The 23,272-nt window shown below is 67.5% G+C and carries 23 protein-coding genes and 2 tRNA genes; 15 read left to right on the top strand and 10 right to left on the bottom strand.

The window, feature by feature from the left end; translation table 11 throughout:
- Nucleotides 1-2: 2 nt before the first annotated feature.
- From adh to CRT60_RS09645, 6 genes are all read left to right on the top strand, one after another.
- On the top strand, nt 3-1,523 hold the full coding sequence (gene adh / locus CRT60_RS09670; protein WP_098736173.1) for an aldehyde dehydrogenase: 1,521 nt from the start codon (nt 3-5) through the stop codon (nt 1,521-1,523).
- 92 nt (nt 1,524-1,615) lie between these two features.
- The gene (locus tag CRT60_RS09665; RefSeq protein ID WP_098736172.1) at nt 1,616-2,008 is read left to right on the top strand and encodes a DUF779 domain-containing protein; all 393 of its coding nucleotides are present in this window, start codon (nt 1,616-1,618) and stop codon (nt 2,006-2,008) included.
- A 183-nt stretch (nt 2,009-2,191) separates the two neighbouring features.
- Nucleotides 2,192-3,352 carry a nitric oxide-sensing protein NosP gene (gene nosP, locus CRT60_RS09660; RefSeq protein ID WP_244592378.1) on the top strand — a complete coding sequence of 387 codons (1,161 nt, stop codon included), beginning with the start codon at nt 2,192-2,194 and terminating at the stop codon, nt 3,350-3,352.
- A gap of 3 nt (nt 3,353-3,355) precedes the next feature.
- A complete protein-coding gene (locus CRT60_RS09655) occupies nt 3,356-5,188 on the top strand; it encodes an ATP-binding response regulator (protein WP_098736170.1) in 1,833 nt (610 codons plus the stop codon).
- A gap of 69 nt (nt 5,189-5,257) precedes the next feature.
- Nucleotides 5,258-5,977, top strand: a complete 720-nt coding sequence (locus CRT60_RS09650) for an endonuclease III domain-containing protein (RefSeq protein WP_098736169.1) — start codon at nt 5,258-5,260, stop codon at nt 5,975-5,977.
- A gap of 131 nt (nt 5,978-6,108) precedes the next feature.
- On the top strand, nt 6,109-6,294 hold the full coding sequence (locus tag CRT60_RS09645; RefSeq protein ID WP_098736168.1) for a hypothetical protein: 186 nt from the start codon (nt 6,109-6,111) through the stop codon (nt 6,292-6,294).
- A gap of 61 nt (nt 6,295-6,355) precedes the next feature.
- On the opposite strand, the gene CRT60_RS09640 is transcribed toward CRT60_RS09645, so the two are convergent.
- Nucleotides 6,356-7,864, bottom strand: coding sequence for an acetyl-CoA hydrolase/transferase family protein (locus CRT60_RS09640; protein WP_098736167.1), 1,509 nt, complete (start codon nt 7,862-7,864; stop codon nt 6,356-6,358).
- A 337-nt stretch (nt 7,865-8,201) separates the two neighbouring features.
- On the opposite strand from CRT60_RS09640, the gene CRT60_RS09635 reads away from it, so the two are divergent.
- A complete protein-coding gene (locus CRT60_RS09635) occupies nt 8,202-8,951 on the top strand; it encodes an AraC family transcriptional regulator (protein WP_098736166.1) in 750 nt (249 codons plus the stop codon).
- Here the strand turns inward: CRT60_RS09635 and CRT60_RS09630 are convergent.
- Nucleotides 8,944-9,630 carry an alpha/beta fold hydrolase gene (locus CRT60_RS09630; RefSeq protein WP_098736165.1) on the bottom strand — a complete coding sequence of 229 codons (687 nt, stop codon included), beginning with the start codon at nt 9,628-9,630 and terminating at the stop codon, nt 8,944-8,946. The genes CRT60_RS09635 and CRT60_RS09630 overlap by 8 nt on opposite strands.
- A 108-nt stretch (nt 9,631-9,738) precedes the next feature.
- Nucleotides 9,739-10,356: a DedA family protein gene (locus CRT60_RS09625; protein ID WP_167421652.1), complete on the bottom strand. Its 618-nt coding sequence runs from the start codon at nt 10,354-10,356 to the stop codon at nt 9,739-9,741.
- A gap of 146 nt (nt 10,357-10,502) precedes the next feature.
- On the opposite strand from CRT60_RS09625, the gene CRT60_RS09620 reads away from it, so the two are divergent.
- Nucleotides 10,503-10,982 (top strand): Lrp/AsnC family transcriptional regulator, encoded by a 480-nt coding sequence (locus tag CRT60_RS09620; protein ID WP_098736163.1) that lies wholly within the window; start codon nt 10,503-10,505, stop codon nt 10,980-10,982.
- A gap of 88 nt (nt 10,983-11,070) precedes the next feature.
- Here CRT60_RS09620 and CRT60_RS37495 read toward each other — a convergent pair whose 3' ends face one another.
- Both CRT60_RS37495 and CRT60_RS09610 read right to left on the bottom strand, forming a co-directional pair.
- Nucleotides 11,071-11,685 carry a cold-shock protein gene (locus CRT60_RS37495; RefSeq protein WP_098736162.1) on the bottom strand — a complete coding sequence of 205 codons (615 nt, stop codon included), beginning with the start codon at nt 11,683-11,685 and terminating at the stop codon, nt 11,071-11,073.
- 244 nt (nt 11,686-11,929) lie between these two features.
- Nucleotides 11,930-12,427 (bottom strand): YchJ family protein, encoded by a 498-nt coding sequence (locus tag CRT60_RS09610; RefSeq protein ID WP_098736290.1) that lies wholly within the window; start codon nt 12,425-12,427, stop codon nt 11,930-11,932.
- A 225-nt stretch (nt 12,428-12,652) separates the two neighbouring features.
- Between CRT60_RS09610 and CRT60_RS09605 the strand changes: the two genes are divergently transcribed.
- The 3 genes from CRT60_RS09605 to CRT60_RS09595 all read left to right on the top strand — a co-directional run bounded on the left by CRT60_RS09605 (nt 12,653) and on the right by CRT60_RS09595 (nt 14,962).
- Nucleotides 12,653-13,318: a ribonuclease HII gene (locus tag CRT60_RS09605; RefSeq protein WP_098736161.1), complete on the top strand. Its 666-nt coding sequence runs from the start codon at nt 12,653-12,655 to the stop codon at nt 13,316-13,318.
- 89 nt (nt 13,319-13,407) lie between these two features.
- The gene (locus CRT60_RS09600; RefSeq protein ID WP_098736160.1) at nt 13,408-14,490 is read left to right on the top strand and encodes a site-specific DNA-methyltransferase; all 1,083 of its coding nucleotides are present in this window, start codon (nt 13,408-13,410) and stop codon (nt 14,488-14,490) included.
- 88 nt (nt 14,491-14,578) lie between these two features.
- A complete protein-coding gene (locus CRT60_RS09595; RefSeq protein WP_098736159.1) occupies nt 14,579-14,962 on the top strand; it encodes a dihydroneopterin aldolase in 384 nt (127 codons plus the stop codon).
- A gap of 62 nt (nt 14,963-15,024) precedes the next feature.
- On the opposite strand, the gene CRT60_RS09590 is transcribed toward CRT60_RS09595, so the two are convergent.
- Complete coding sequence (locus CRT60_RS09590; protein WP_098736158.1) at nt 15,025-15,603, bottom strand: hypothetical protein; 579 nt, start codon at nt 15,601-15,603, stop codon at nt 15,025-15,027.
- A 217-nt stretch (nt 15,604-15,820) separates the two neighbouring features.
- On the opposite strand from CRT60_RS09590, the gene CRT60_RS09585 reads away from it, so the two are divergent.
- From CRT60_RS09585 to CRT60_RS09575, 3 genes are all read left to right on the top strand, one after another.
- Nucleotides 15,821-15,896, top strand: a tRNA-Asn gene (locus tag CRT60_RS09585).
- Nucleotides 15,897-15,900: 4 nt separating this feature from the next.
- Nucleotides 15,901-15,977, top strand: a tRNA-Asp gene (locus CRT60_RS09580).
- Between the two features lie 210 nt (nt 15,978-16,187).
- Nucleotides 16,188-16,934 (top strand): glucose 1-dehydrogenase, encoded by a 747-nt coding sequence (locus CRT60_RS09575; protein ID WP_098736157.1) that lies wholly within the window; start codon nt 16,188-16,190, stop codon nt 16,932-16,934.
- On the opposite strand, the gene CRT60_RS09570 is transcribed toward CRT60_RS09575, so the two are convergent.
- Nucleotides 16,862-17,512: a DUF3306 domain-containing protein gene (locus CRT60_RS09570; protein ID WP_098736156.1), complete on the bottom strand. Its 651-nt coding sequence runs from the start codon at nt 17,510-17,512 to the stop codon at nt 16,862-16,864. The genes CRT60_RS09575 and CRT60_RS09570 overlap by 73 nt on opposite strands.
- The gene (locus CRT60_RS09565; RefSeq protein ID WP_098736155.1) at nt 17,505-18,077 is read right to left on the bottom strand and encodes a DUF3305 domain-containing protein; all 573 of its coding nucleotides are present in this window, start codon (nt 18,075-18,077) and stop codon (nt 17,505-17,507) included. Before CRT60_RS09565 ends, CRT60_RS09570 begins: the two co-directional genes overlap by 8 nt.
- Nucleotides 18,078-18,233: 156 nt before the next feature.
- Between CRT60_RS09565 and CRT60_RS09560 the strand changes: the two genes are divergently transcribed.
- The gene (locus tag CRT60_RS09560; protein ID WP_098736154.1) at nt 18,234-18,644 is read left to right on the top strand and encodes a hypothetical protein; all 411 of its coding nucleotides are present in this window, start codon (nt 18,234-18,236) and stop codon (nt 18,642-18,644) included.
- A gap of 7 nt (nt 18,645-18,651) precedes the next feature.
- Here the strand turns inward: CRT60_RS09560 and CRT60_RS09555 are convergent, their stop codons facing one another.
- Nucleotides 18,652-19,401 carry a phytochelatin synthase family protein gene (locus CRT60_RS09555; protein WP_244592377.1) on the bottom strand — a complete coding sequence of 250 codons (750 nt, stop codon included), beginning with the start codon at nt 19,399-19,401 and terminating at the stop codon, nt 18,652-18,654.
- Between the two features lie 356 nt (nt 19,402-19,757).
- Complete coding sequence (locus CRT60_RS37490; protein ID WP_098736153.1) at nt 19,758-22,910, bottom strand: carbohydrate-binding domain-containing protein; 3,153 nt, start codon at nt 22,908-22,910, stop codon at nt 19,758-19,760.
- Nucleotides 22,911-23,272: the final 362 nt, after the last annotated feature.

Here is a 23,272-nt window from a genome sequence, read left to right as displayed (position 1 = left end):
AAATGCTCCACCAGGCTCTCGACACGCTCCAGAAGCAGATCGCGCTCCGCCCCCGCTACGACAACTATATCGGTGGCCAGTGGGTAGCGCCGGTGGACGGCCAATACTTCACCAACCTCACCCCGATCACCGGCAAGCCGCTGTGCGAGATCGCCCGTTCCCAGGCCGCCGACGTGGAGCTGGCGCTCGACGCCGCCCACGCCGCCAAGGACGCCTGGGGCCGCACCTCGCCGACCGAGCGCTCGAACATCCTGCTGAAGATCGCCGACCGCATGGAAGAGCGGCTGGAGGTCATCGCGCTGGCCGAGACGCTGGACAACGGCAAGCCGATCCGCGAGACCCGCGCCGCCGACGTGCCCCTCGCCATCGACCATTTCCGCTACTATGCCGGCTGCATCCGCGCCCAGGAAGGCTCGATCGCCGAGATCGACCACACCACCTACGCCTACCATTTCCATGAGCCGCTGGGCGTCGTCGGCCAGATCATCCCCTGGAACTTCCCGCTGCTGATGGCCGCCTGGAAGCTGGCCCCGGCGCTGGCCGCCGGCAACTGCATCGTGCTGAAGCCGGCCGAGCAGACCCCGATGGCGATCATGGTGCTGGCCGACATCATCGGCGACCTGCTGCCGCCCGGCGTGCTGAACATCGTCAACGGCTTCGGCATCGAGGCCGGCAAGCCGCTCGCCACCAACAAGCGCATCTCGAAGATCGCCTTCACCGGCGAGACCTCGACCGGCCGCCTGATCCTGCAATACGCGTCGGAGAACATCATCCCGTCGACCGTCGAGCTGGGCGGCAAGTCGCCGAACATCTTCTTCGAAGACGTGATGGCCGAGGACGACGAGTTCCTCGACAAGGCGCTGGAAGGCTTCGCGATGTTCGCGCTGAACCAGGGCGAGGTCTGCACCTGCCCGAGCCGCGTCCTCATCCAGAAGTCGATCTACGACCGCTTCATCAAGCTGGCGGTCGAGCGCGTCGCCAAGATCGCCCAGGGCCACCCGCTGGACGGCGGCACCATGATCGGCGCCCAGGCCTCGCAGGAGCAGCTGGAGAAGATCCTCTCCTACATCGAGATCGGCAAGGCCGAGGGCGCCAAGGTCCTGATCGGCGGCGAGCGCGCCCATCTGGGCGGCGAGCTGGAAGGCGGCTACTACGTGCAGCCGACCATCCTGGAAGGCCACAACAAGATGCGCATCTTCCAGGAGGAGATCTTCGGCCCGGTCGTCGCCGTGACGACCTTCGAGACCGAGGAAGAGGCGCTGGCCATCGCCAACGACAGCGAGTTCGGCCTGGGCGCCGGCGTGTGGAGCCGTGACGGCAACCGCGCCTTCCGCATGGGCCGCGGCATCCAGGCCGGCCGTGTGTGGACCAACTGCTACCACCTGTACCCGGCGCATGCCGCCTTCGGTGGGTACAAGAAGTCCGGCATCGGCCGCGAGACGCACAAGATGATGCTCGACCACTACCAGCAGACCAAGAACCTGCTGGTCAGCTACAGCCCGAAAGCGCTCGGCTTCTTCTGAGCCCTGCTCCTCCCTATCGGGCAAACCTGGGCCGGGGGCGTGTCCCCCGGCCTTTTTTCTTTCTCCGCGTGGTTTCGTGATAAAGGACCACCATGACCGCCACAACGCCGACTGACCGCGTCATCGCCACGCCTGAGGCCATCGCCCTGCTGGACCGGCTTGCCGCGAAGCACGGGCCGCTGATGCTGCACCTGTCGGGCGGCTGCTGCGACGGCTCGGCGCCGCTCTGCCTGCCGAAGGGGGAGTTCAGGATGGGCGGTCGCGACCTGTGCCTGGGGACAGTCGCCGGTGCGCCCTTCTGCATGTCCGACGACACCTTCCAATGGTGGCGCAACACCCAGGTCATCCTGGACGTTATCCAGGCGCGCGGCGGCGGCTTCTCGATCGAGGCGCCGGACGGCGTCCGCTTCACCGCCAGGGCCCGCCTGTTCACCGACGAGGAGCTGGCCGGGCTGCCGGATCCGCAACCGGCCGAGACTGTTTAGGCAAAGACTCTCTGGGAGCCGCCCCGCATCATGTCCTCCTTCACCGGTCCGCGGATTGGTCTTGCCCGCCGCCATCCCTGGAGTACCCTTGCCGGATCGCAACCGCAGACCGGGAGGGAGGCGGCAGGGCCAGCGATGTCCGCACAGGAGATCTCCGCAGACGGTCCCACCGTAAATGGCCCGGTGAGACCGGCCTCCGGCGACGGCATGCCGCGCGCCGTCACCCATGCCGAACGCGCCGACGAGGCGGCGCGGGAGCTGCGCGCCGGGCTGGGCGAGGTGGCGCTGGAGCTGGTGATCGTCTTCTGCGCGCCCAGCTACGACCGGGACGCGCTGGCCGACGCGCTGGCGCGGGAGTTCGGCATGGTGCCGGTGATCGGCTGCACCACGGCGGGGGAGATCGGCCCCGGCGGCTACACCACCAACGCCCTGGTGGCGGTTGGCTTCCCGACCGAGGATTTCTGCATCGTCACCGCGCTCGTGGACCATGTCGACCGCTTCGAGATCGCCGACAGCACCGCCATCGCGCGCTCCCTGCTGTCGCGCCGCGACCGCGCGATGGGGACCCGCCCGGTGCCGCTGGGCGAGGAGGCCCGCAGCTTCGCCATGCTGCTGATCGACGGGCTGTCGATGAGCGAGGAGACGGTGGTCAGCGCGCTGCACAACGCGCTGATCGACATCCCGCTGTTCGGCGCCTCGGCCGGCGACGACCTGCATTTCGAGCGCACCTTCGTCCTGCATGAGGGCGCCTTCCACCCCAATGGCGCGGTGGTGGCGCTGTTCACCACGACGCGGCCCTTCACCGTCTTCCGCACCCAGCATTTCGTCAGCTCCGACCGCAAGATGGTTGTCACCGGCGCCGATCCGCAGCACCGCATCGTCCATGAGATCAATGCCGAGCCGGCGGGCCGCGAATATGCCCGGCTGGTCGGGCTGGAGGGCGAGCCGCTGACCCCGATGATCTTCGCCTCCCACCCGGTCGTGGTGCGGGTCGGCGGCCAGTACCATGTCCGCTCGATCCAGAAGGTGAACGACGACGAGAGCCTGACCTTCTTCTGCGCCATCGACGAGGGCATCGTGCTGACGGTGGCGGAGGGGGTCGATCCGGTTGCCAACTTCGACGGGCTGATCGAGGGCATCGAGGCGGAGGTCGGCGCCCCCGACCTGATCCTCGGCTGCGACTGCATCCTGCGCCGGCTGGAGATGGAGCAGCGGCAGCTGAACGCCGTGATGTCCGACCGGCTGGCCCGTCACCGCGTCGTCGGCTTCTGTGCCTATGGCGAGCAGGTGAACGGCATGCACGTCAACCAGACCTTCACGGGCGTCGCCATCGGAGGGCGTTAAGCCATGGCCGGCATGCAGACCCGCAACTGGACACTCGACCCCGCCGACCGCATCGCCGAGCTGGAGCGGGAGAACGCCAAGCTCCAGCGCATCAACAAGGTGCTGATGGACCGTGTCGAGCGGTCGATGGATTTCCAGGGCGGCGCCTTCTCGCTGTTCCAGACCGCCATCGTGCTGGAGCAGAAGATCCGCGAGCGCACGCTGGAGCTGGAACGCGCCCTGCACAAGCTGGAGGACAGCAACCGCGACCTCGCCCGCGCCAAGGAGCTGGCGGACACCATGCGCACCCGCCTGTTCGAGGCGATCGAGTCGGTGAACGAGGGGTTCGCCCTGTTCGACTCCGCCGACCGGCTGGTGCTGTGCAATCGCAAATACCTGTCCTACTGGCCGTCGGTGGCGGGCCGCATCCAGGCCGGCATCCGCTTCAACGATCTGGTGGCGATGGTCGCCGCCGCCGGTGCCGTTGCCGAGCCGCCGCCCGACGTCTGGCTGCGCGAGCGGATGGAGCACCGTCACGATTTGAAGGGCGTCTTCCTCAACCGGCTGTCCGACGGACGCTGGATCCAGGTGAACGAGCGGCGCACCCGCGACGGCGGCATCGTCGGCGTCTACACCGACATCACCGTCATCAAGCGCGAGGAGGAGCGGCGTCGCGCATCCGAACAGGCGGAGAAGTCCGCGCTGATGATGCTGAACGACCAGTTGCAGCAGGCGAAATCCCAGGCCGATCAGGCCAACCTGTCCAAGACCCGCTTCATCGCCGCCGCCAGCCACGACCTGTTGCAGCCGCTGAACGCCGCCCGGCTGTTCGTCTCGGCGCTGGCCGATCTGGAGCAGCCGGCCGCCAATGCGGAACTGGTGGACAACATCGACCTCGCGCTGGCGTCGGTGGAGGATCTGCTGTCGGCGCTGCTCGACATCTCCAAGCTCGACGCCGGGGCGGTGACGCCGGACGTCACCGACTTCCCGCTGCGCGGCATCCTGGCGCCGCTCGCCACCGAATATGCCGCGGTGGCGGCCGAGCGCGGCATCGACCTGAAGGTGGTGGGGTCGGGAGCCGTAGTGCGCAGCGACATGCGGCTGCTGCGCCGGATCGTGCAGAATTTTCTGTCCAACGCGCTGCGCTACGTCCAGGGCGGCCGGGTGGTGGTCGGCTGCCGCCGGACCGGCGACGGAAGTATCCGCATCGAGGTGTGGGACAACGGTCCCGGCATCCCGCGCGACAAGATCGGCGAGATCTTCCAGGAATTCCGCCGCCTCGACACCCCCGTCACCAAGGGGCGCGACCGCGGCATGGGGCTGGGGCTCGCCATCGTCGACCGCGTCGCCCGCATGCTGGACCACCCCATCACCGTGCGGTCGGAGCCGGGCAGGGGCTCCGTCTTCGCCGTCACCGTGCCGCGCGGGACCGAGCGCCGCGCCGTCCGTCCGGCCAGCATCGCCGCCCGGCCGATGACCAACCGGCTGGCCGGCACCTCGGTGCTGGTGCTCGACAACGAGCCGGCGGTGGTGGCGGGGATGGAGGCGCTGCTGCGCGGCTGGGCCTGCGACGTGGTGTCGGCCACCAACGGCGACGAGGCGCTGGCGCTGCTGTCCGGCATGCCGCAGCCGCCGGATCTGCTGATCGCCGACTATCACCTCGACGACGGGGCGCTGGGCGTCAACGAGGTGGCGCGGCTGCGCGCCGCCTGCGGCCGCATCCTGCCCGCCGTGATCGTCACCGCCAACCGCACCCCGGAACTGGCGGACGAAGCCAAGGCGGCCGGCTGTCTGGTCCTGAACAAGCCGGTGAAACCGGCGCAGCTGCGCGCGGTGATGTCGGGGCTGGTGGGGTAGGGCAGGGTGGAAAAGAGAACCCGATGATTTACCGGTAACGCCTTACCGGTTCGGCTGTTGTCGATTTTTATGACCGACCCCGCTGCGTTGCGCGACAAGGCGCTCGAAATCCACCGGCTGCTGTGCACCGTCTATGGCTGCCCGGTCGCCTATTTCCACAGCCTGGACCCGCTGAGCGAGCTGGTGTCGTCGCTGCTGTCGCACCGCACCCGGAATGCGGCCTCCGGCGCTGCCTTCAAGGCGCTGCGGCGACGCTGGCCGGATTGGCAGTCGGTGCGCGACGCCCCGGTCGCGGAGGTGGAGGCGACCATTGCCGGCGTCACCTGGCCGGAGCAGAAGGCGCCGCGCCTCCAGGCCATCCTGCGCCGCATCACCGAGCGGGTCGGCAGCCTGTCGCTCGACCTGCTGTCCGGCATGACGGTGCCCGACGCCCGCGCTTGGCTGGAGGAATTGCCGGGAGTGGGGCCGAAGACCAGCGCGGCGGTACTCAGCTTCTCCACCCTGCGGCAGGCGGCGCTGCCGGTGGACAGCCATCACCACCGCGTCGCGGTGCGCACCGGCCTGATCCCCGCCACTCTCGCCGTCGGCCCGTCCCATGCCGTGCTGTCGGCACAGTTGCCGGCGGAGTGGGACGCCCAGCAGGTCTATGACAACCACGAGGTCATGATGCTGCATGGCCAGCGCTGCTGCTACCATCAGGCGCCGGCCTGCGACCGCTGTGTGCTGCTGCGGCTCTGCCCGACCGGACAGGCTCTGCGGCCATCGGAGGATGAGCGGGAAAGGGCGTGAAGCCATTCGTTTTGTGCATTGCAACATGCAGCCATTCCCAGAATGCAGGGCCGCTCACCGTCAGGGGAGCGCATATAGGATTGTGAGGGCGACGAAGACGCCGCTCCAATCTTCATAAGACGAGGCCTGAGGTGATTCACAAGATTTTGGACGCGATCGATGCCATCGTCGCGGAAAAACGGCAGAATGGCCAACTTGAGGACTGGCTCAAGAGCGGATCTGCCCGCCGTTTCTGTGAGAAGATTTCGTCCGGACGCAAGCACTATTACCCCGCTCTGCTCCTCTACTTGGAGCGCAATGGCGGGCAGCACGTCTGACGGCATATGAATAACGGGAACGGGCCGCGGCATTCCGCGGCCCGCCCGTTTTTGGAGGGGCCTATTCGGCCGCCAGCGCCGCAGGCATCATGCTGCCGGTCTGCTGGAAGCGGCTGTGCCAGGCGAAGGCTTCCTCCAGCAGATGCGGGGTGTGGCCGCCGCGCTGAAGCGCCCGCCGGTGATAGTCGGCCGCCAGTTCGCGGTAGCTGGGATGGACGCAGTTGCGGATGATGGTCTCCGCCCGCTCGCGTGGGGCCAGCCCGCGCAGGTCGGCCAGCCCGATCTCCGTCACCAGCACATCGACGTCATGCTCGTTGTGGTCGACATGGGTGACCATCGGCACGACGCTGGAGATGGCGCCGCCCTTGGCCAGCGACTTGGTGACGAAGATGGCGAGGTGGCTGTTGCGGGCGAAGTCGCCGGAGCCGCCGATGCCGTTCATCATCTGCGTGCCGTTGACATGGGTGGAGTTGACGTTGCCGTAGATGTCGCACTCCAGCGCCGTGTTGATGCCGATGACGCCCAGGCGTCGGATCACCTCGGGATGGTTGGAGATCTCCTGCGGCCGCAGCAGCAGCCGGCCCTTATAGGAGCCGATCTTCGGCAGCACCTCGGCGTACTTCCCGGCGCTGAGCGTGATCGAGGAACCCGAGGCGAAAGTCAGCTTGCCGGCGTCGAACAGCTCGAAGGTGCTGTCCTGCAGCACTTCGCTGTACATGGTCAGATCATGGAACGGCCCGTCGATCAGCCCGTGCAGCACCGCGTTGGCGATGGTGCCGATGCCGGCCTGGAGCGGCGCCAGCGACCGGCCGAGCCGGCCCTGTTTCACCTCGCGGCCGAAGAATTCGATCAGGTGGCCGGCGATGGCGTTGGTCTCGTCATCGGGTGGCAGGATGCTGGCGGAACTGTCCTGCTTGCGCGTCACCACGATGGCGGCGATCTTCGACGGATCGATGGGGATGTAGGGCAGGCCGGCCCGGCTCTCCACCGTCACCACCGGGATCGGTTCGCGGAAGGGGCGGCGGGTCGGGATATAGACGTCGTGCATCCCCTCCAGATCCAGGGGCTGGGTCAGGTTCAGCTCGATGATGATCTTCTCGGCCAGGATGGCGAAGGTCGCCGAATTGCCGATGGAGGTGGTCGGCACGATCCCGCCGGTGTCGGTGATGGCGCAGGCCTCGATCACCGCGACATCGACCGGCCCCATCTGGCGCGAGCGCAGCAGTTCCACCGTTTCCGACAGATGCTGGTCGACGAACATCACCTCGCCGCGGTTGATCGCCTTGCGCAGCACCGGATCGGCCTGGAAGGGCAGGCGGCGCGACAGCACCCCGGCCTCCGTCAGGATCCTGTCCACGTCGTTGCCCAGCGAGGCGCCGGTCATCAGCGTGATCTTCAGCTTCTCCGATGCGGCGCGCTCGGCCAGCGCCAGCGGCACCGCCTTGGCGTCGCCGGCACGGGTGAAGCCGCTCATGCCCACGGTCATGCCGTCCTTGATGAGAAAGGCGGCCTCTTCCGCCGGCACCACCTTGCCCCACAAGGATTTCAGGCGGATGCGATCTCGGTACATCGGGCGTTCCTTTTATGAGTGTTTTTTGTCGGATGACGAACGATCCGTGCCTTGGCGATCGTTTTTCTTATTTGAAAATACTCATAAGGACGGGCTGTCCGATGCCGCAACCGTTCGTCCGGAATATCAGGTCACGGGGAAGTGAATGGGTGGGCGAATATCGCCATGTCCGTTCGAAATGCGTCCGGAGACTTCATTCGATTGTCATCGTCATTTACCGGAACTCAGTTTCGCAAATCGGTATTTGCCGAGCAGCGCCCGGCAACAGGGTGGTTGCCGGCGGAACGGTCGAGGGCGTACCATCGGTCCCTCGAACCGATTTCAGGAGTCCGTCGGCGTGGCGTCCCCGCATCGGCCGACCGTCAGCACCCGCAGTTACGACGGGCATGAACGGCGGCACGCGCATGACCATCACCAGATCGTGCTGCCCATCGCCGGCACCCTCGACATGGAGGTCGGCGGCGCCTGCGGCCGGGTGGGAGACGGGCGCGGCGTTCTGGTGGCCGACGGCGTGCCGCACAGCTTCCGCAGCGGCGGCGCCAACCGCTTCGTCGTGCTGGATGTGCCGGCCGCCGGGCTGGTGCCGGAGGCCGCGGTGCGCGCCTGCGATGCCTTCTTCGCCATCGACGGGGCGCTGGATGGGCTGGTGCGCTATCTGGTGGCGGAGGCGGCCGACCGGCCGCTCGACCCGGTGCTGGCCCATCACTCGGCAGGGCTGCTGCTGCGCGCCCTGGAGACGCGCCAGCCGCCGCCGCCCGCATCGCCCGTATCAAGGGATCCCATCGACCGCGCCCTGGCGCTGATGGCGGAGCGCTGCGGCGAAGCGTTGACGGTGGCGGAACTGGCCGAGGCGGCCGGTCTGGCGCCCAGCCGGTTCCATGAGCGCTTCCGCGCCCGCACCGGCAGCACTCCGGCCCGCCTGCTGGCCGAGCTGCGGCTGGATCGGGCGGAGGCGCTGCTGCGGGACGGCCGCCTGCCGCTGGCGGAGGTGGCGTTGGCGGTGGGATTCTCCGATCAGAGTGCCCTGACCCGCAGCCTGCGGCGGCGGCGGGGCACCACGCCGGGGGCGGTGCGACGGTCTAGATAGCGCGGGCAGCCTCGACGATCACCGCCGCCACCGCATCGGGGCGCGACAGGTGGGGGGCGTGGCCGCTTTCGACCTCGACCGTCCGGGCGCCGATGCGGGACGCGGTGGCGCGCAGGAAATCCGGCGGCAGCATGCGGTCCTGGCTGGCGACGACATACCAGGCGGGTTTGGTCTTCCAGGCGGCGGCGCCGACCTTGCTGGCGAAGCAGGCCGCCGCGACCGGCCCCTGGGTGGCGGCCAGCAGGGCGGCCTCCTCCGCCGGCAGATCCTGGGCGAAGTTGCGGGCCATGCCCTCCGGTGTCAGGGTCAGGAAACGGCCCTTGTCCACCGACACGCCCGACAGGCCGGCCGACGGCGGGAAGGGCTTCAGCGTGTCGTTCGGCGACTGCCCGACGTCGGGAGCGAAGGCGGCGATATAGACCAGCGACTTCACCCGCTCCTGCCCGCCGATCTGGGTGATGACCGCCCCGCCCCAGGAGTGGCCGACCAGCACCACCGGCCCCTTGGTCCGGTCGATGGCGCGCTGGACATGGGCGGCATCGTCGTCGAGCGAGACCAGCGGGTTCTGCACCGCGACCGCCGCGAACCCTTCCGCCTGCAAGCGGGAAATCACCCGGCCCCAGGAGGACCCGTCGGCGAAGGCGCCATGGACGAGGATGATGGTCGGATTGGAACTCATGGAAACGGCTCCCGCTGACGGTCGGACCCGCCAGTCAGAGCATGGCGGCAGCCGGACCGTCCAGCCGGGGAGGTTCAGTTTTCCTCTGTGCGGAAAAGGGCTTGGCCGTTATTCCGCCGGCTGGCGGGCCGACCGCCGGCCGAAGGTGGCGACGCGGTAGACGTACCAGAGGGCGATTCCGGCGGCGACGATATTGGACACCGGGTTCAGCCAGCCGGAGACCTGCTGGTAGCGGTCCTCCAGCAGATAGCCGGCGCTTGCCAGGAAGGTGGTCCAGATCGCGGTGCCAAGGGTGGTGTAGAGCAGGAAGGGGACCAGCGCCATGGTCGACACCCCGGCGGGAATAGAGATCAGCGTACGCACCGCCGGGATCATCCGGCCGATCAGCACCGCCCGGCCGCCATGCTCGCGGAAATGGGCGGCGGCCTCGTCCACCTCCTCCGGTGCGATGGTCAGCCAGCGGCCATGGCGCGCGGCCCACTGCTTCAGCCGGCGGCTGCCGACCCAGCGGCCGATTCCGTACCAGAACAGCGCCCCCAGCACCGCGCCCACAGTGCCCGAGACGATGATCATCGGCAGGCCGAGGTCGCCCCGCGCGGCGGTGAAGCCGGCCAGCGGCAGGATCAGCTCCGACGGAATGGGGGGAAACAGGTTCTCCGCGAACATCAGCAGAGCGACGCCGAGATAGCCCGTCTGCTCCACCATACCGACAATCCAATCGAACACGGTCTTCTCCTCGCGCCTGCCGACCCGCCACCCACCGCCGGAGCAACACCGGGACGGGGGGATTGGTTGCATGGAAGGGCTCGCACGCGATGCCGGCTCTGCTTATGTTTGCAGATGCAACGATTGGATGGACGGAGAGGGTGCCAATGGCGGCGATCAAGCTCGACCGGCATGAGAAGGGGATCCTGGCGGCCCTGCAGGAGAATGCCCGCCTGACCATGCAGGAGCTGGGCGACACGGTCGGCCTGTCGGCCTCCCCCTGCTGGCGCCGGGTGCGGTCGATGGAGGAGATCGGCGTCATCCGCCGCTACACGGTGCAGCTCGACCCGCGCAAGCTGGGGCTCGGCGAGTGCGTCTTCGCCCATGTCACGCTGGAGCGCCACAAGGAGAATGCGGTCGACCAGTTCGAAACCGCCATCGCCGCCATGCCGGAGGTGCTGGAATGCTTCGCGGTCACCGGCGACGCCGACTATCTGCTGCGCATCGTCGTGCCGACCACCGAGGACTATGGCCGCTTCCTCAGCGAACGCATCTTCTCCATTCCCGCAGTGTCGCACGTGAAATCGAGCGTCACCCTGAAAGAGGTGAAGTTCGAGACCCGGCTGCCGCTGGACCATCTGGAGTGAGCAAGGAGCTTTCCCGAACAGCACCAATGAAAAAGCCCCCGCTCCGGTGGAGCGGGGGCTTTTTCACATCACAACGACCGATGAGAGATCAGGCCATCTCGACGCGCTGGGCCTCGGGGCCCTTGGCGCCCTGGCGGATCGTGACGCGGACCTGCGCACCGTCGTCCAGACCGTTGATGCCCGACCGCTCCAGCGCACGGATGTGCACGAAGATGTCCTTGCCGCCGGTCGACGGGGCGATGAAGCCGAAGCCCTTCGACACGTTGAACCACTTCACCGTGCCGTCGACGACTTCGCCGCCGTCCGAATCGCCGTAGCTGTCGGCGCCGTAGCCGCCGCGGCTGCCGCCGCCGTAGCTGTTGCCGCCGCCGTAGCCGCCGTCGTTGCCCCAGCTGTCACGCTCGCGCGGGGCGCGCGACGGACGGCTCGGAGCGGCGGTCGAGGTGTCGACCGCGTGGATGGTGGCGACCTGCGGGCCCTTCGGGCCGCGCGACAGATCGCAGGTGATGGTGGCGCCTTCGGGCAGGCTGTCGTGTCCGCAGAACTGCAGAACCGTGGAGTGCAGGAAAGCGTCGGGCGACCCATCGTCGGGGGTGACGAAGCCGAAGCCCTTGGTGGCGTTGAACCACTTGACGGTGGCGCGGATGTCGCGCTGGGTGATTTCAGGAGCGCGGAAGGAAGAGCGCTGCGGACGGTCGAACATCAGTTATCGTCTCATCTGTCGTGTTAAACCCCATCCCGGCAAAAACCAAAGAAGGGACACCCGGAACAGGGCAGGCGAAGGATGATCCGTTCCGACCCATAATTCAATCGGGATTGCGAATTTTCACCATCCGCGCACAACAAAAACTCCGCCGCCGCCTGACGGGCAGGCGGGGCGGGGCGATTCGGCCGTTTTTGTGCAGATGCAGCGTGACGATTCAGCCGCGACTCAAGACCGGAGCCGGTCAGGCGCCGTGGCACTTCTTGTATTTCTTGCCGCTGCCGCAGGGGCAGGGGTCGTTGCGGCCGACCTTGGGGCCGCTGCGCGGACGGGCGCCCAACTGGCCGTCCACATAGTACCAGCGGCCGTCCTGGTGGGTGAAACGGCTGGTCTCGTGGTGGGTCATCGGCTTGCCGTTCATGCTGAAGCGGGCAACGAACTCGACGATCCCCTCGCTGTCGCCCGGCTGGCCGTCCTCGGTCGAGCGGATCTCCACGCCGGTCCACACGCTGTTCCTGGCCCAGGTCTCGATCTCTTCGCGGTTGAAGTCGTCGCGGGTGCTGGGCAGCAGCGTGTCGTGCAGATAGTCGATGTTGCCGGTGGCGAAGGCGGAATAGCGCGAGCGCATCAGCGCCTCGGCCGTCGGGGCGGGCATGCCGGCCAGATAGGGTCCGCAGCAGGCGTCCAGCGGCTTGCCGGAACGGCAGGGGCATTCGGCGGCGGTCTGGGTCGTGTCGGTCATGGCCTGCTCTCGGGTGATGGCGGGGCGGGTTGCGGCAGAATCGCTGATGGTGGGGTCCGGCTTCGCGGGGCGCATCCATAGCGCAGCCGTGCGCCGCTTCTCAAGAGGCTGGTTGGCGCACATGGCTGCAATCTGCGGCGGCCTTGCGCGCGGACTCCGCCGCCGCTATCAAGCGGCCCCATCCCGATCCAGGTTCCACCGCCGCCCGGAAGGCTGTCCGCTCCCATGCCTGCCAAAGCACCCCGCAAAGCCGCCATCCCCCGGCAACGCCCCGACCTGTCGCTGGAGGCCGGCTTCGGCCCCGGCCGCCGCGTCTGCGGCATCGACGAGGTCGGGCGCGGCCCGCTCTGCGGCCCGGTGGTCACCGCCGCCGTGGTGCTGCCGCCCGAAGGGCTGCCGCCGGAGATCGCCGCCCTGATCGACGACAGCAAGGCGGTCAACCGGCGCCTGCGCGAGGAGATCGAACCGGCGATCCGGGCGCATGCGCTCGCCTTCGCCATCGCCGAGGCGTCGGCCGCCGAGATCGACGAGCTGAACATCCACAAGGCGACGCTGCTGGCGATGAAGCGGGCCTATCTGGCGCTGCCCGGTCCCGCCCCCGACGCGGCGCTGATCGACGGAAAATTCACCCCCGACATCGCGTGCGAGAGGGTGGCGGTCGTCAAGGGCGACAGCCGCAGCCAGTCCATCGCCGCTGCCTCTATTCTCGCCAAAGTGGCGCGCGACAGCGAGATGTTGCGGTTGTCGGTCCAGTATCCACACTATGGATGGGACCGAAACGCCGGCTATCCGACACCGGAGCATCTGGACGCGCTGACCCGCCACGGTGTCACGCCGCATCACCGAGTCAGTTTTGCACCAGTGAAACGCCAAAGGGCACTAAGCGGCTGAGCCGTCGTCACTTGGCAAAGAAAGCTGTTGACGGCGACTCGGCCGCGACTCATTGTCCGGCCGAGTCCCAGTTCTTTGCCGGTCGTGAAATGCTCCCTGAAAACCGTATCCTGGTCGGCGATTGCATCGCTCTCATGAACGATCTGCCGCCCGCTTCGGTCGATCTCATCTTCGCCGATCCGCCCTACAACTTGCAGTTGGGGGGTGAGTTGCTGCGGCCGAACCACACCCGCGTCGCCGGGGTGGATGACGAATGGGACAAGTTCGACGATTTCGAAGCCTATGACCGCTTCACCCAGGACTGGATGGCGGCCGCCCGCCGCATCCTGAAGCCGGAAGGCTCGCTGTGGGTGATCGGCAGCTATCACAACATCTTCCGCGTCGGCGCCACCTTGCAGAATCTGGGCTTCTGGATTCTGAACGACATCGTCTGGCGCAAGACCAACCCGATGCCGAACTTCCGCGGCACCCGCTTCGCCAACGCCCACGAGACGATGATCTGGGCGGCCCGCGACAAGGACGCGCGCTACCGCTTCAATTACGACGCGATGAAGAGCCTCAACGAGGATCTTCAGATGCGCAGCGACTGGCTGCTGCCGATCTGCAACGGCGGCGAACGGCTGCGCGACGAGGACGGCAAGAAGACCCACCCGACGCAGAAGCCGGAATCGCTGCTGTACCGGGTGATCCTGTCCTCCTCGCGTCCCGGCGACGTCGTGCTGGATCCCTTCTTCGGCACCGGCACCACCGGGGCTGTCGCCAAGCGGCTGGGCCGCAAGTGGATCGGGCTGGAGCGCGACGACACCTATGTCAAGGCGGCCCAGGCCCGCATCGACGCGGTGGAGGAGGCGCCGGAGGCGGCGATCCTCGACACCCCGCCGAAGCGCGCCGCACCGCGCATCCCCTTCGGCTGGGTGGTGGAGCGCGGGCTGCTGCGCCCCGGCTCGACCCTGTTCGATCACCGCCGCCGCGTCGCCGCCCGCGTGCGCGCCGACGGCACGCTGATCGGCTCCGGCCCGCGCGGCGACCATCGCGGCTCGATCCATCAGGTGGGGGCGGCGATGGCCGGCCTGCCGGCCTGCAACGGCTGGACCTTCTGGCACTATGAGGAGGGCGAGGATCTGCGCCCGATCGACGTGCTGCGCGAGCGCATCCGCTCGGAAATGCACTGACTCCACCCCAGACCTGTCCGTCTGGCATAGGCGCCAGCGGGGACGGTTGCTTGGCAGCGGTGGCGTTGCCGTGTTAGGGCTGTCGGCCATGAACAAGCTCTTCGCCACCGTCACCGCCCCGGTGCCGCGTTCGGCCCCGGCGACGCTGTCCACCCGTTGTTTCGTGCGCGATCTGGTGATGGACGCGCTGATCGGCGTCTATGCCCATGAACGGGCGAAGCCCCAGCGCATCCGCCTGAACCTGGATCTCGACGTGATCGCCCCCGGCGTCACCGGCGAGGACATGGCGACCATCGTCAAGGGCGTGGTCACCCAGGGCCACGTCACGCTCGTGGAAACGCTGGCCGAACGCATCGCCGAGCGCTGCCTTGCCGACGCGCGTGTGACGATGGCCAAGGTCCGGGTGGAAAAGCTGGATGTCTTCCCCGACGCCGCCAGTGTCGGCGTCGAGATCGAGCGCGCCCGCGGATAAGGGCGCGCAAGCGTGAGGGCTGGCTCGGCCCTCACCGAACTCTGTCTTACCGCAAAATTTTCCTATCGCCGCAACGGCACCGCCCGCTTGACCAGCCGGCGGTCCATGTCGGCTGCCGCCACCGTCGGCTCGCCCAGGCTGCGCATGACGAAGGCGAAGGTGTCCATCACCCGGTCCAGCACGATCTCGTTGTCGTCCGGGCGGCGGCTGACCGACACCACGGCATAGCCGGCGGCCCGCGCCACCGCCGGTTCGCCGCGCAGGCCGCGCACGCCCCATCCGGCGAGCGCATCCTTGCAGCGGAACAGTTCCGCGGCGAAACCGCCGGCAGACTGGGTGCGGCCGACCACATAGGCGGCGGCGACCGCCAGCGGCGCCAGCAGCCCGTCCCAGTCCAGGCAATCCTCCCGCCCGACCCACACCCCGCCGACCGAGCAGGCGGCGGCGCCGACCGCCTCGCCCAGCCCGGCGCGGAAGGCGCGCAGCGACTCCACGGCGTCGGCCGCCGGCATCGGCTCCACCCGCCGCCCCTCGGGCATCAGCATCAGCCGGCCCGCCCATTCCGACGAGGGCGGCAACTGTTCGGTCAGGCGCGCGAGCAGCGCCTCGCGGGCGGCGGCGAAGGGGACGACCTCGGACATCGGGGCCTGCGGCAATGGTGGGGAGAGGAGGCGAGAAAAAGCCTGAGATGCCCTGAACTGTCAAGAGCGAGCCTGTGGGCCGGCAACCCATGGCTGCGGCTTGGCTGTATTGTCACAGGCGGAGGGCGCGAAAACCGCCTTTTTCCGGAAAAATGCAGAGCTTTGCATTTTTCCGCTTGCCAGCTTTCGCCAGCAGCCATATAAGGCGGTCCTCCGTTCCCGGTTAGCTCAGTTGGTAGAGCAGCGGACTGTTAATCCGCTTGTCGCTGGTTCGAGTCCAGCACCGGGAGCCATAGCGCGGGTGTAGCTCAGTTGGTTAGAGCGCCGGCCTGTCACGCCGGAGGCCGCGGGTTCAAGTCCCGTCACTCGCGCCATTCTCTCCTCTATCTCTCCAAAACGATGTAGCGGATGATGGCGACTGCCCCACAGGGCAGCTTCGCGCTATCATGCATTCTTCGCCGTGTTCACGATCTTCGTCGTGTTCACGATGCGGCCGAAGGCGCCGGTTCCCTGTTGATACGGAGTCCGCGCGCCGCAACGGCCGTGCGCATCTCGGATCGAGAATTGCCGGGGAGGAACCGCTCATGCGTTTGTCTGACAAGGTCGCCGTCGTCACCGGTGGGGGATCGGGCTTCGGCGAGGGCATCGCCCGACGCTTCGCCGCCGAAGGGGCTCGCGTCATCGTCGCCGACCTGGACGAGGCCGCCGCCGGCCGCGTCGCCGACAGCCTGGGAGAGACCGCACTCGCCGTCCGCGCCGATGTCGCGGTTGGGGAGGATTACGAGGCCATCGTCTCGGCGGCGCTGGGCGAGTTCGGGCGGCTCGACATCCTGGTCAACAATGCCGGCTACACCCACCGCTACGGCTCGATGCTGGACGTGGACGAGGCCACCTTCGACCGCATCTATGCCGTCAACGTGAAGTCGATCTATCACAGCGCCATCCACGCCGTGCCGGTGCTCCGCGCCCATGGCGGCGGCGTGATCCTGAACATCGCCTCGACCGCCGGTCTGCGGCCACGACCGAACCTGACCTGGTACAACGGCTCCAAGGGGGCGGTCATCACGCTCACCAAGTCGATGGCGGCGGAACTTGCGGCCGACAACGTCCGTGTCTGCGCCATCGCACCCGTGGCCGGCGAAACCGGCATGCTCCACCGCTTCATGGGCCAGGACACGCCGGAACGCCGCGAGCAGTTCCGCAGCAGCATCCCGCTGGGACGCCTGTCCACCCCGGCCGACATCGCGAACGCGGCTCTCTATCTCTGCTCCGACGAGGGGAGTTTCCTGACCGGCGTGTGCCTGGAGGTCGATGGCGGGCGGTGTATCTGAGGAGGGTCGTCGGGCCGTTTTGTATCCCCCTCTCCCCCCTGGGGAGAGGGAGTTGGTTCCCGGTCCGATGCGTCGACAGGAGACTCTTCCAATCCATCTGCGGTCGGAAGCTGCGGAGACCGAGCCAAGATTTCGGCATTGGCCACCTCAACCACCTCTTCCTCCTCCCGCTTCTCGTCGGGCAGCACGGCGTCCAGCAGGCGGGCGATGTCGTCGGTGGGGCGCAGGGCGCCATAGCCCGGTGCGTTGTAGTCCCAGTCATATTCAGCGAAGCCGCGGAAGCCGGCGATGACCGGGTCGCTCGCCCAGGCCCGGCGCAGCGCTTCACGCCGCAGATCCGCCGGAACCTCGCTGCGCAGAAAACCGGTGTAGTCGCTGTCGGAGCCCAGGCTGTCCAGCGAGGGCAAATCCGCCACCTCCTCGCCGGTCTCTCCAGGCGATGGTTCAGGCGGCACCGTCCCGGGCAGCAGGGCGTCCGGCGGCGGTGTCGCCGGCTCCATCACCGGTTCCTCCACCCGAGCCTCGCGCTTCAGCCGCGACCAGCGGCCGAGGAAACCTTCCTCCTCGTCCTCAGCCATGCTGCGGCAGACCGGGCTTGCGGTGCCGCGCCAGGGCTTCCGGGTCGGCGCGGTCGCGCTTGCGCTTGTGGAAGGGGCGCTCGACGAAATGACGGGCGACGAAGCCGTCCATCCACAGCACCAGCGGGATCGGCAGCGGCAGCGCCTCGATCACGTCGTCGCCGGCTTCGGCATGGGCGTCGATCTCGCCGGGGTCGGCGGTGACCGCCAGCAGCTGCATCCCCGGCGCCTGCCCGCCCGGCCGCAGGATGACGTAGGCGCTGGGCGTGCCGCCGTCGAGGTTGTGCTTGTAGTTCTCCGCCTCGGTCGGGAACAGCGCGATCTCGGCGGTGCCGGCGTAATGGCGCGTCCAGTCCGGCCCTTCGGCCAGCACGCTCCAGTCGGGCAGGGTGGGGTCGGCCGGGACCAGCATCACCGGCTGCCAGCGCGCCTCGATCCACGGATTGTCGACGCGCCGCCGCTCCACCACCACGCCGACGCTGCGCCGTTCGGCGCGGTCCTGGGGCGAGGCGGGAGCGGTGGCCGGGGCAGGGGAGGCGGCGGAGGACGGGAACTCGCTGGGCATTGTCGGTGTTCCTGATGGGCTGGGACCGGACGGCCTGAAAGCCGGACTCTGTCCCCGGTACAACGCGCCGCCGGCCATTTGGTGCCGTTGCGCATTGGACTCCGACGGCTTTCCCCAAAAGCCCAAAGGCCACACGCCCCAAAGGAAGGATGCGCCATGCGCAAGTTCGCCGCCGCCCTGCTGCTGTCGGGGCTCCTGTCCGGCCTGCCGCTGGTCGGGGCCGCCGCACAGCAGGCGGATCAACAGAGCCGGCAGCCGGCCGCCGCTCCCGTCGACTCCGGATCGAAGGAGTCCACCGGCGACGCGCTCGCCCGCGACGGCAAGGTACAGCAGAGCCAGGATCCGCAACCCAGCGCCCAGGGCACCAAGCCGCCGAACCCGTCCAGCTCCGCCGCCACCGGAAGCCAGGAGTTGCAGCAGGCGCTCGCCGACGTGCGCCGGGCGCCGCCCGACCTCAACGGCAACCCGGTGCCGCGCCCGAACCAGTGGGCGAGCGAGCCGGATCAGCCGAACGAGCCGACCCGGTCGCAGAACCCCTCGGACCTGACCAGCCAGGAAGTGAAGTAAAAGGCGCTCAGCCGGAAACCCGGCGGCTGCGGACGCGGATCAGTCCGCTGCCCTCGGGGTCGGCGCGGTCGGGCTTCAGCATCGCCTCCAGCAGCCGGGCGTCGCTGGTCCAGTAGGGGACGTACCAGGCGCGGTCCGGGTCCATCACCAGCGCGCGCTTGCCCACCGGGTCATAGGCGCCGAGCGGTGCTATGTGGCCGAGGCCGATGTCGCCGGTCAGGGTGCCCTGGTCGAAGGCCAGCAGGATGATGTCGTCGGCGCTGCGCTCATTGTCCGACAGGATGCGGCGCAGCTCCGCCAGCGTGGCGGGAGAGGTGTCGCGCGGGCGCCAGACCTCCACCTCGGCGTCGATGCCGTAGGCGCTCAGGCTGCGGCGTACATAGGTGATCAGCTCGCCGAAGGAGATGCCCTCGCCATCGTCGGCGGTGGCGTCGCGCCAATGATCGTCGTCCAGCCGGTCGAGCAGCTGCTTGGCGGTGACCAGCCGTTCCGACGCCAGCCCGGGCAGCCCGCGCAGCGCGTTCAGCATCATGGCCACGCTGGCCACCGAGCAGGAAGCGCCGGTCGTCTGCGGCACGTAATAGGGGCTGAGCGCCCAGTAATCCGGTGCGGGCGTGGTGCGGACGAAATCGATCGAGCGGGTGATCGGCACGGCGTCAGGGCCGAATTTGGGTTTCTTGTCGTCCTGTTGGGCCGAGGCCGGCCCCGCCGCACAGGCGGCCCACAGCAGCAGGCCGGCCCCCAGGGTCTTCGCCACCGCTCCTGCGGTCCATCCTGCGGTCCACGTCGCTTGCATCATCGGAAACTGTCTCGGTCCGTCCGGTCTGGAATGGGAGTGCGCTCCGATCCGTGCAGCTTGGGCCTGTCCGCAGCGGAGCGCGGCCTGGATATGGTGCGCTGCGGCGCGGACGCCAAGCCGGGGGCACGGCTGCGCCGATTGCGCTTGTGCCGGGCGCCGGGGGTGTCTTCTGAAGGGGTTTGCGAAACGCATGTGGGCGGAGCCTCCGTCGCTCGACCTCGAGCAAAACAGGCTCCGCCCACCGCTGGGGCCGGCACGTCGAGGGCGTACCCCCGATGCGCCGGCCCCTATATGCCGGCTTCAGGATCGGGCGATCAGACGCCGTCCCAGAAATGCTCCAGCCCGACCGCCGCGACGCCGTCGGCACCCATCTTGGCCCAGGCAAGGTCGTGGATGCCCATCGCGAAGGCGGGCGAGGTCGGCAGCAGCGAGTAGTCGCCCCAATAGGCGTTGGCGAACATCGGCTTGCCGATCACGTCGTGATCGCCGTATTTCGGCACGTTGAAGACAAGGTTGTTGTCGATGACGAAGTCGTTGGCGCTCAACAGTTCGATGTAGTCGTCCAGCGGCAGGGTCCCCATCACCACGTTCTTGGTGATCGTGTTGTTGTGCGGGTCGCCGGCGGTGCCGTGCACCGGCTGCCATTCGATGCGGATGAAGTCTTCCTTGTTGCTGGCGATGACCGAGAAGTTGTTGGTCACCACGTTGTTGTCGCCGCCATGGATCTGCACCGAGGCCCAGTCGGCATCCTTGATGAAGTTGTCCTTGACGGTGATGCCGCCGGCCATGTCGTCCAGATAGATGCCGAAGCCCTTCTGGCCGAACATCCAGGTGTCCTGGTTGCTGGTGGCGAGGCCGTTGGCATGCTCGATCCAGTTGCCCTGGATCACCATGCCGGTGTCGACGCTGGACCGCCCGAGGATCTCGATGGCGCCGCCGTCGGCGGTCTCCAGCCCGGTGTGGGAGATGTGGTTGAACTGGATGACGTTGTTGTGGTTCACCGTGTTGGTGGTGCCGCCGTAATCCTTGAACGAGATGCCGTAGCGGGCGCTGTGGTCGATGTCGTTGTTGGAGATCAGGTTGTTGTCCACGCCGGTGCCGATGATGCCGGACACCGCCTTGCGCACTTCGCCGATGTTGCTGATGCTGTTGCCGTAGATGCTGTTGCCGTTGCTGCGGCCGTCCATCTCGATGCCGCTTTCCGCCAGATGGTTCAGCGTGTTGTGGGCGATGTCGTTGTTGGACGAGGCGGCGGTCAGCTTGATCGCGGTGCCGACATTCAGGAAGCTGTTGTCGCTGATGTGGTTGCCGCTCGACTTCGTCAGCAGCAGGGCGTCGCCGCCGGTGGTGGTGTTCTTGAAGGTCAGCCCGTCGATGGTGACGTTGCTGGTGCCGTTCAGCTTGATCAGCGTGTCCAGCCGCGGCACCTCGACGCCGCTGGAGACGAAGCCGGAGCTGGCGGCCTTGTAGAGCAGCTTGCCGTCCGACGTGCGCCAGGCGAACTCGCCGGCCTGATCGACATAGGAAGCGTTGTTCAGCAGCTTGTAGGTGGTGCCTTCCGCGAACGGCAGGGAGGCGCCGTTCTTCAGCATGATGGTGCGGGTGGAGGCGTTGAAGCTGGCGATGGTGCCCAGCGTGTCGCCCAGCCGCTCGGCATCCATGATCTGGATGAGCGTGCCCGGCTGGATGTCGGCGGCGGTCACGTCGGTGCCGTGCGAGCGGATCGACCAGCCACTCGGCCCGCCCGAGGCGGCGTCGGCGAAGTGCCAGCCGCTGGTGACGTCGGAAGCGTCGTAGGCGAACTTCTCGGCCAGATGCTGGCGGACGTCGCCGACGATCAGGTCGAGGTTGCTGGCGGTGCCGAGCTTGGCCGAATAGAGGCCGTTGCCCTCGCTGGTGAAGCTTTTCACCACCTCGCCGCCGCTCAGCACCGGCTTCTCGCCGGGATAGTTCTGGAAGCTGTGGCCGTTGTCGAGCGAGGTCAGCTCCAGCGTCTTGGTCAGGTGATAGGTGCCCTCGCGGACATAGGTGGTGTCGATGGCCGGGTTGGCCCGCATGGCGGCCTGCGCCTTCTCCAGGCTGGCGAAGGGGCCGTCGGTGCCGTCGGCGTTGGGGGCGGACAGCTTGCCCGACCACGTGTCCTTGCCGTTGGCGGCGACGTAGAAGGCGGGCTTGGTCGGGGCGGTCGGCTCCGGCGTCTGGGTGGCGGGGGTGTTGCCGAACAGGTCGGCCCCGGCCTTGACGTTCAGGGCGCCGCCCCAGTAGAGGCCTTCCTGGCCCTTGACCACGTCCTTGCCGTCGACCGCACCCTTGTCATAGGTGACGATGCTGTCGGTGGCGGCGACGGTGTTGCCGTTGATGACCACTGACTTGACGAACAGGTTGCGGTCGACGCTGTTCACGGTGGCGTCGTTGTCGTACCAGACCTGGACCGTGTGGGCCTTGGTCGGGTCGACGTTGGCGGTGAACTTGTAGCCGGTGGTGGTCGCCGCCGCCTTGGCGTCGCCGATCACCTGCCCGTCGACCAGCAGCTTGAAATGCGCGGCCTGACCGCCGGCCGAGGTGCCGTAGGCGTTGACGACGATGTCCACCGCCTTGCTCGGCGGCGGCGGGGGCGGCGGGACATAGGCGCCGCCGAAATACTCCTCCGGCACGCCGAAGGTAAGGGCGCCGCCCCAATAGAGGCCTTCCTGGCCGGCGACGACGAACTTGCCGTCAACCGCCCCCTTGTCGTAGGAGGCCATGTCGGAGGTGGAGGCGATGGTCTTGCCGTCGATGTTGATCGACTTGACGAACAGGTTGCGGTCGACGCCGTTCACGGTGGCGTCGTTGTCGTACCAGATCTGGATCTTGTGGGCCTCGTTCGGGTCCACCTTGGCGGTGAAGGTGTAGTCGGTGGCCGAGGTGGCGCTGACCCAGGCATCGCCGACCACCTGATCGTCGACCAGCAGCTTGAAGTGCGGGGCCTGTCCGGCGGCGCTGACGCCATAGGCGCTGACCTTGATCGTCGTGGTCATGGTGGCGGCCGTCTCGGCGTCCGGCACGGTGGCGGCGGACGGGAACAGGGTGGCGGGCAGCGGCACGTTCAGCGCGCCCGGCCAATACATCTCGGTCTGGCCGGAAATGACGTTCAGCCCGTCGATCTTGCCGGTGTCGTACTTGACCGAGGGGTCGATCGACAGGATGGTCTTGCCATTCACCTCGAACGACTTGACGAACAGGTTGCGGTCCTCGCCGTTAACCGTATCGTCGTTGTCGTAGACCAGCTGCAGCGCATGCGCTCTATCGGCCGGCACGTTCGCGGTGAAGACGTAGCGGGACTGGGTGGCGGAGGAAACGGTGGCCTCGCCGATGCTGGCACCGTCCAGAAGCAGTTGAAAATGCGGCCATTTTCCGCCGGCTGCCGCGCCCCAGGCATTGACCGCAAAGGTGACCTGGATCGTGCCGTCGGTGTTGGTGGTAGCCATTTTGGAACTCCGCTTTATGGGTATCGCCTCGTTCCGCAGGCTCGTCTGTTAGCCTTAATCGGGTACTAACACTTATGGTTAGGAAATTATGAAGGAGGGTGTTTCCCGTGGCATGAATGAGACAAAAAACGGACGATTGTTTTTTAGGCGAATCAGAGGAAAATGAAACTCCGGCGTCATTGGCAGTCTGGCAGAAACAGATCGGCAAATTTTTCCCAGTTACCTCTGGCCTGACCGTTTCCATTTGATGGAAACCTTGTCAGTGAAGAGTGAGCCTCCTATTTTTGGGTGGTCCGACTTGCGAATGCCGGTTGCATGCGTCGTCCGGATATCGCGTTGAAAGAATGGAACCGGAGGCCTTG

Source organism: Azospirillum palustre (genome assembly GCF_002573965.1).
GTDB classification, from domain to species: domain Bacteria; phylum Pseudomonadota; class Alphaproteobacteria; order Azospirillales; family Azospirillaceae; genus Azospirillum; species Azospirillum palustre.
This window is presented reverse-complemented; position numbering and strand designations above follow the sequence as displayed.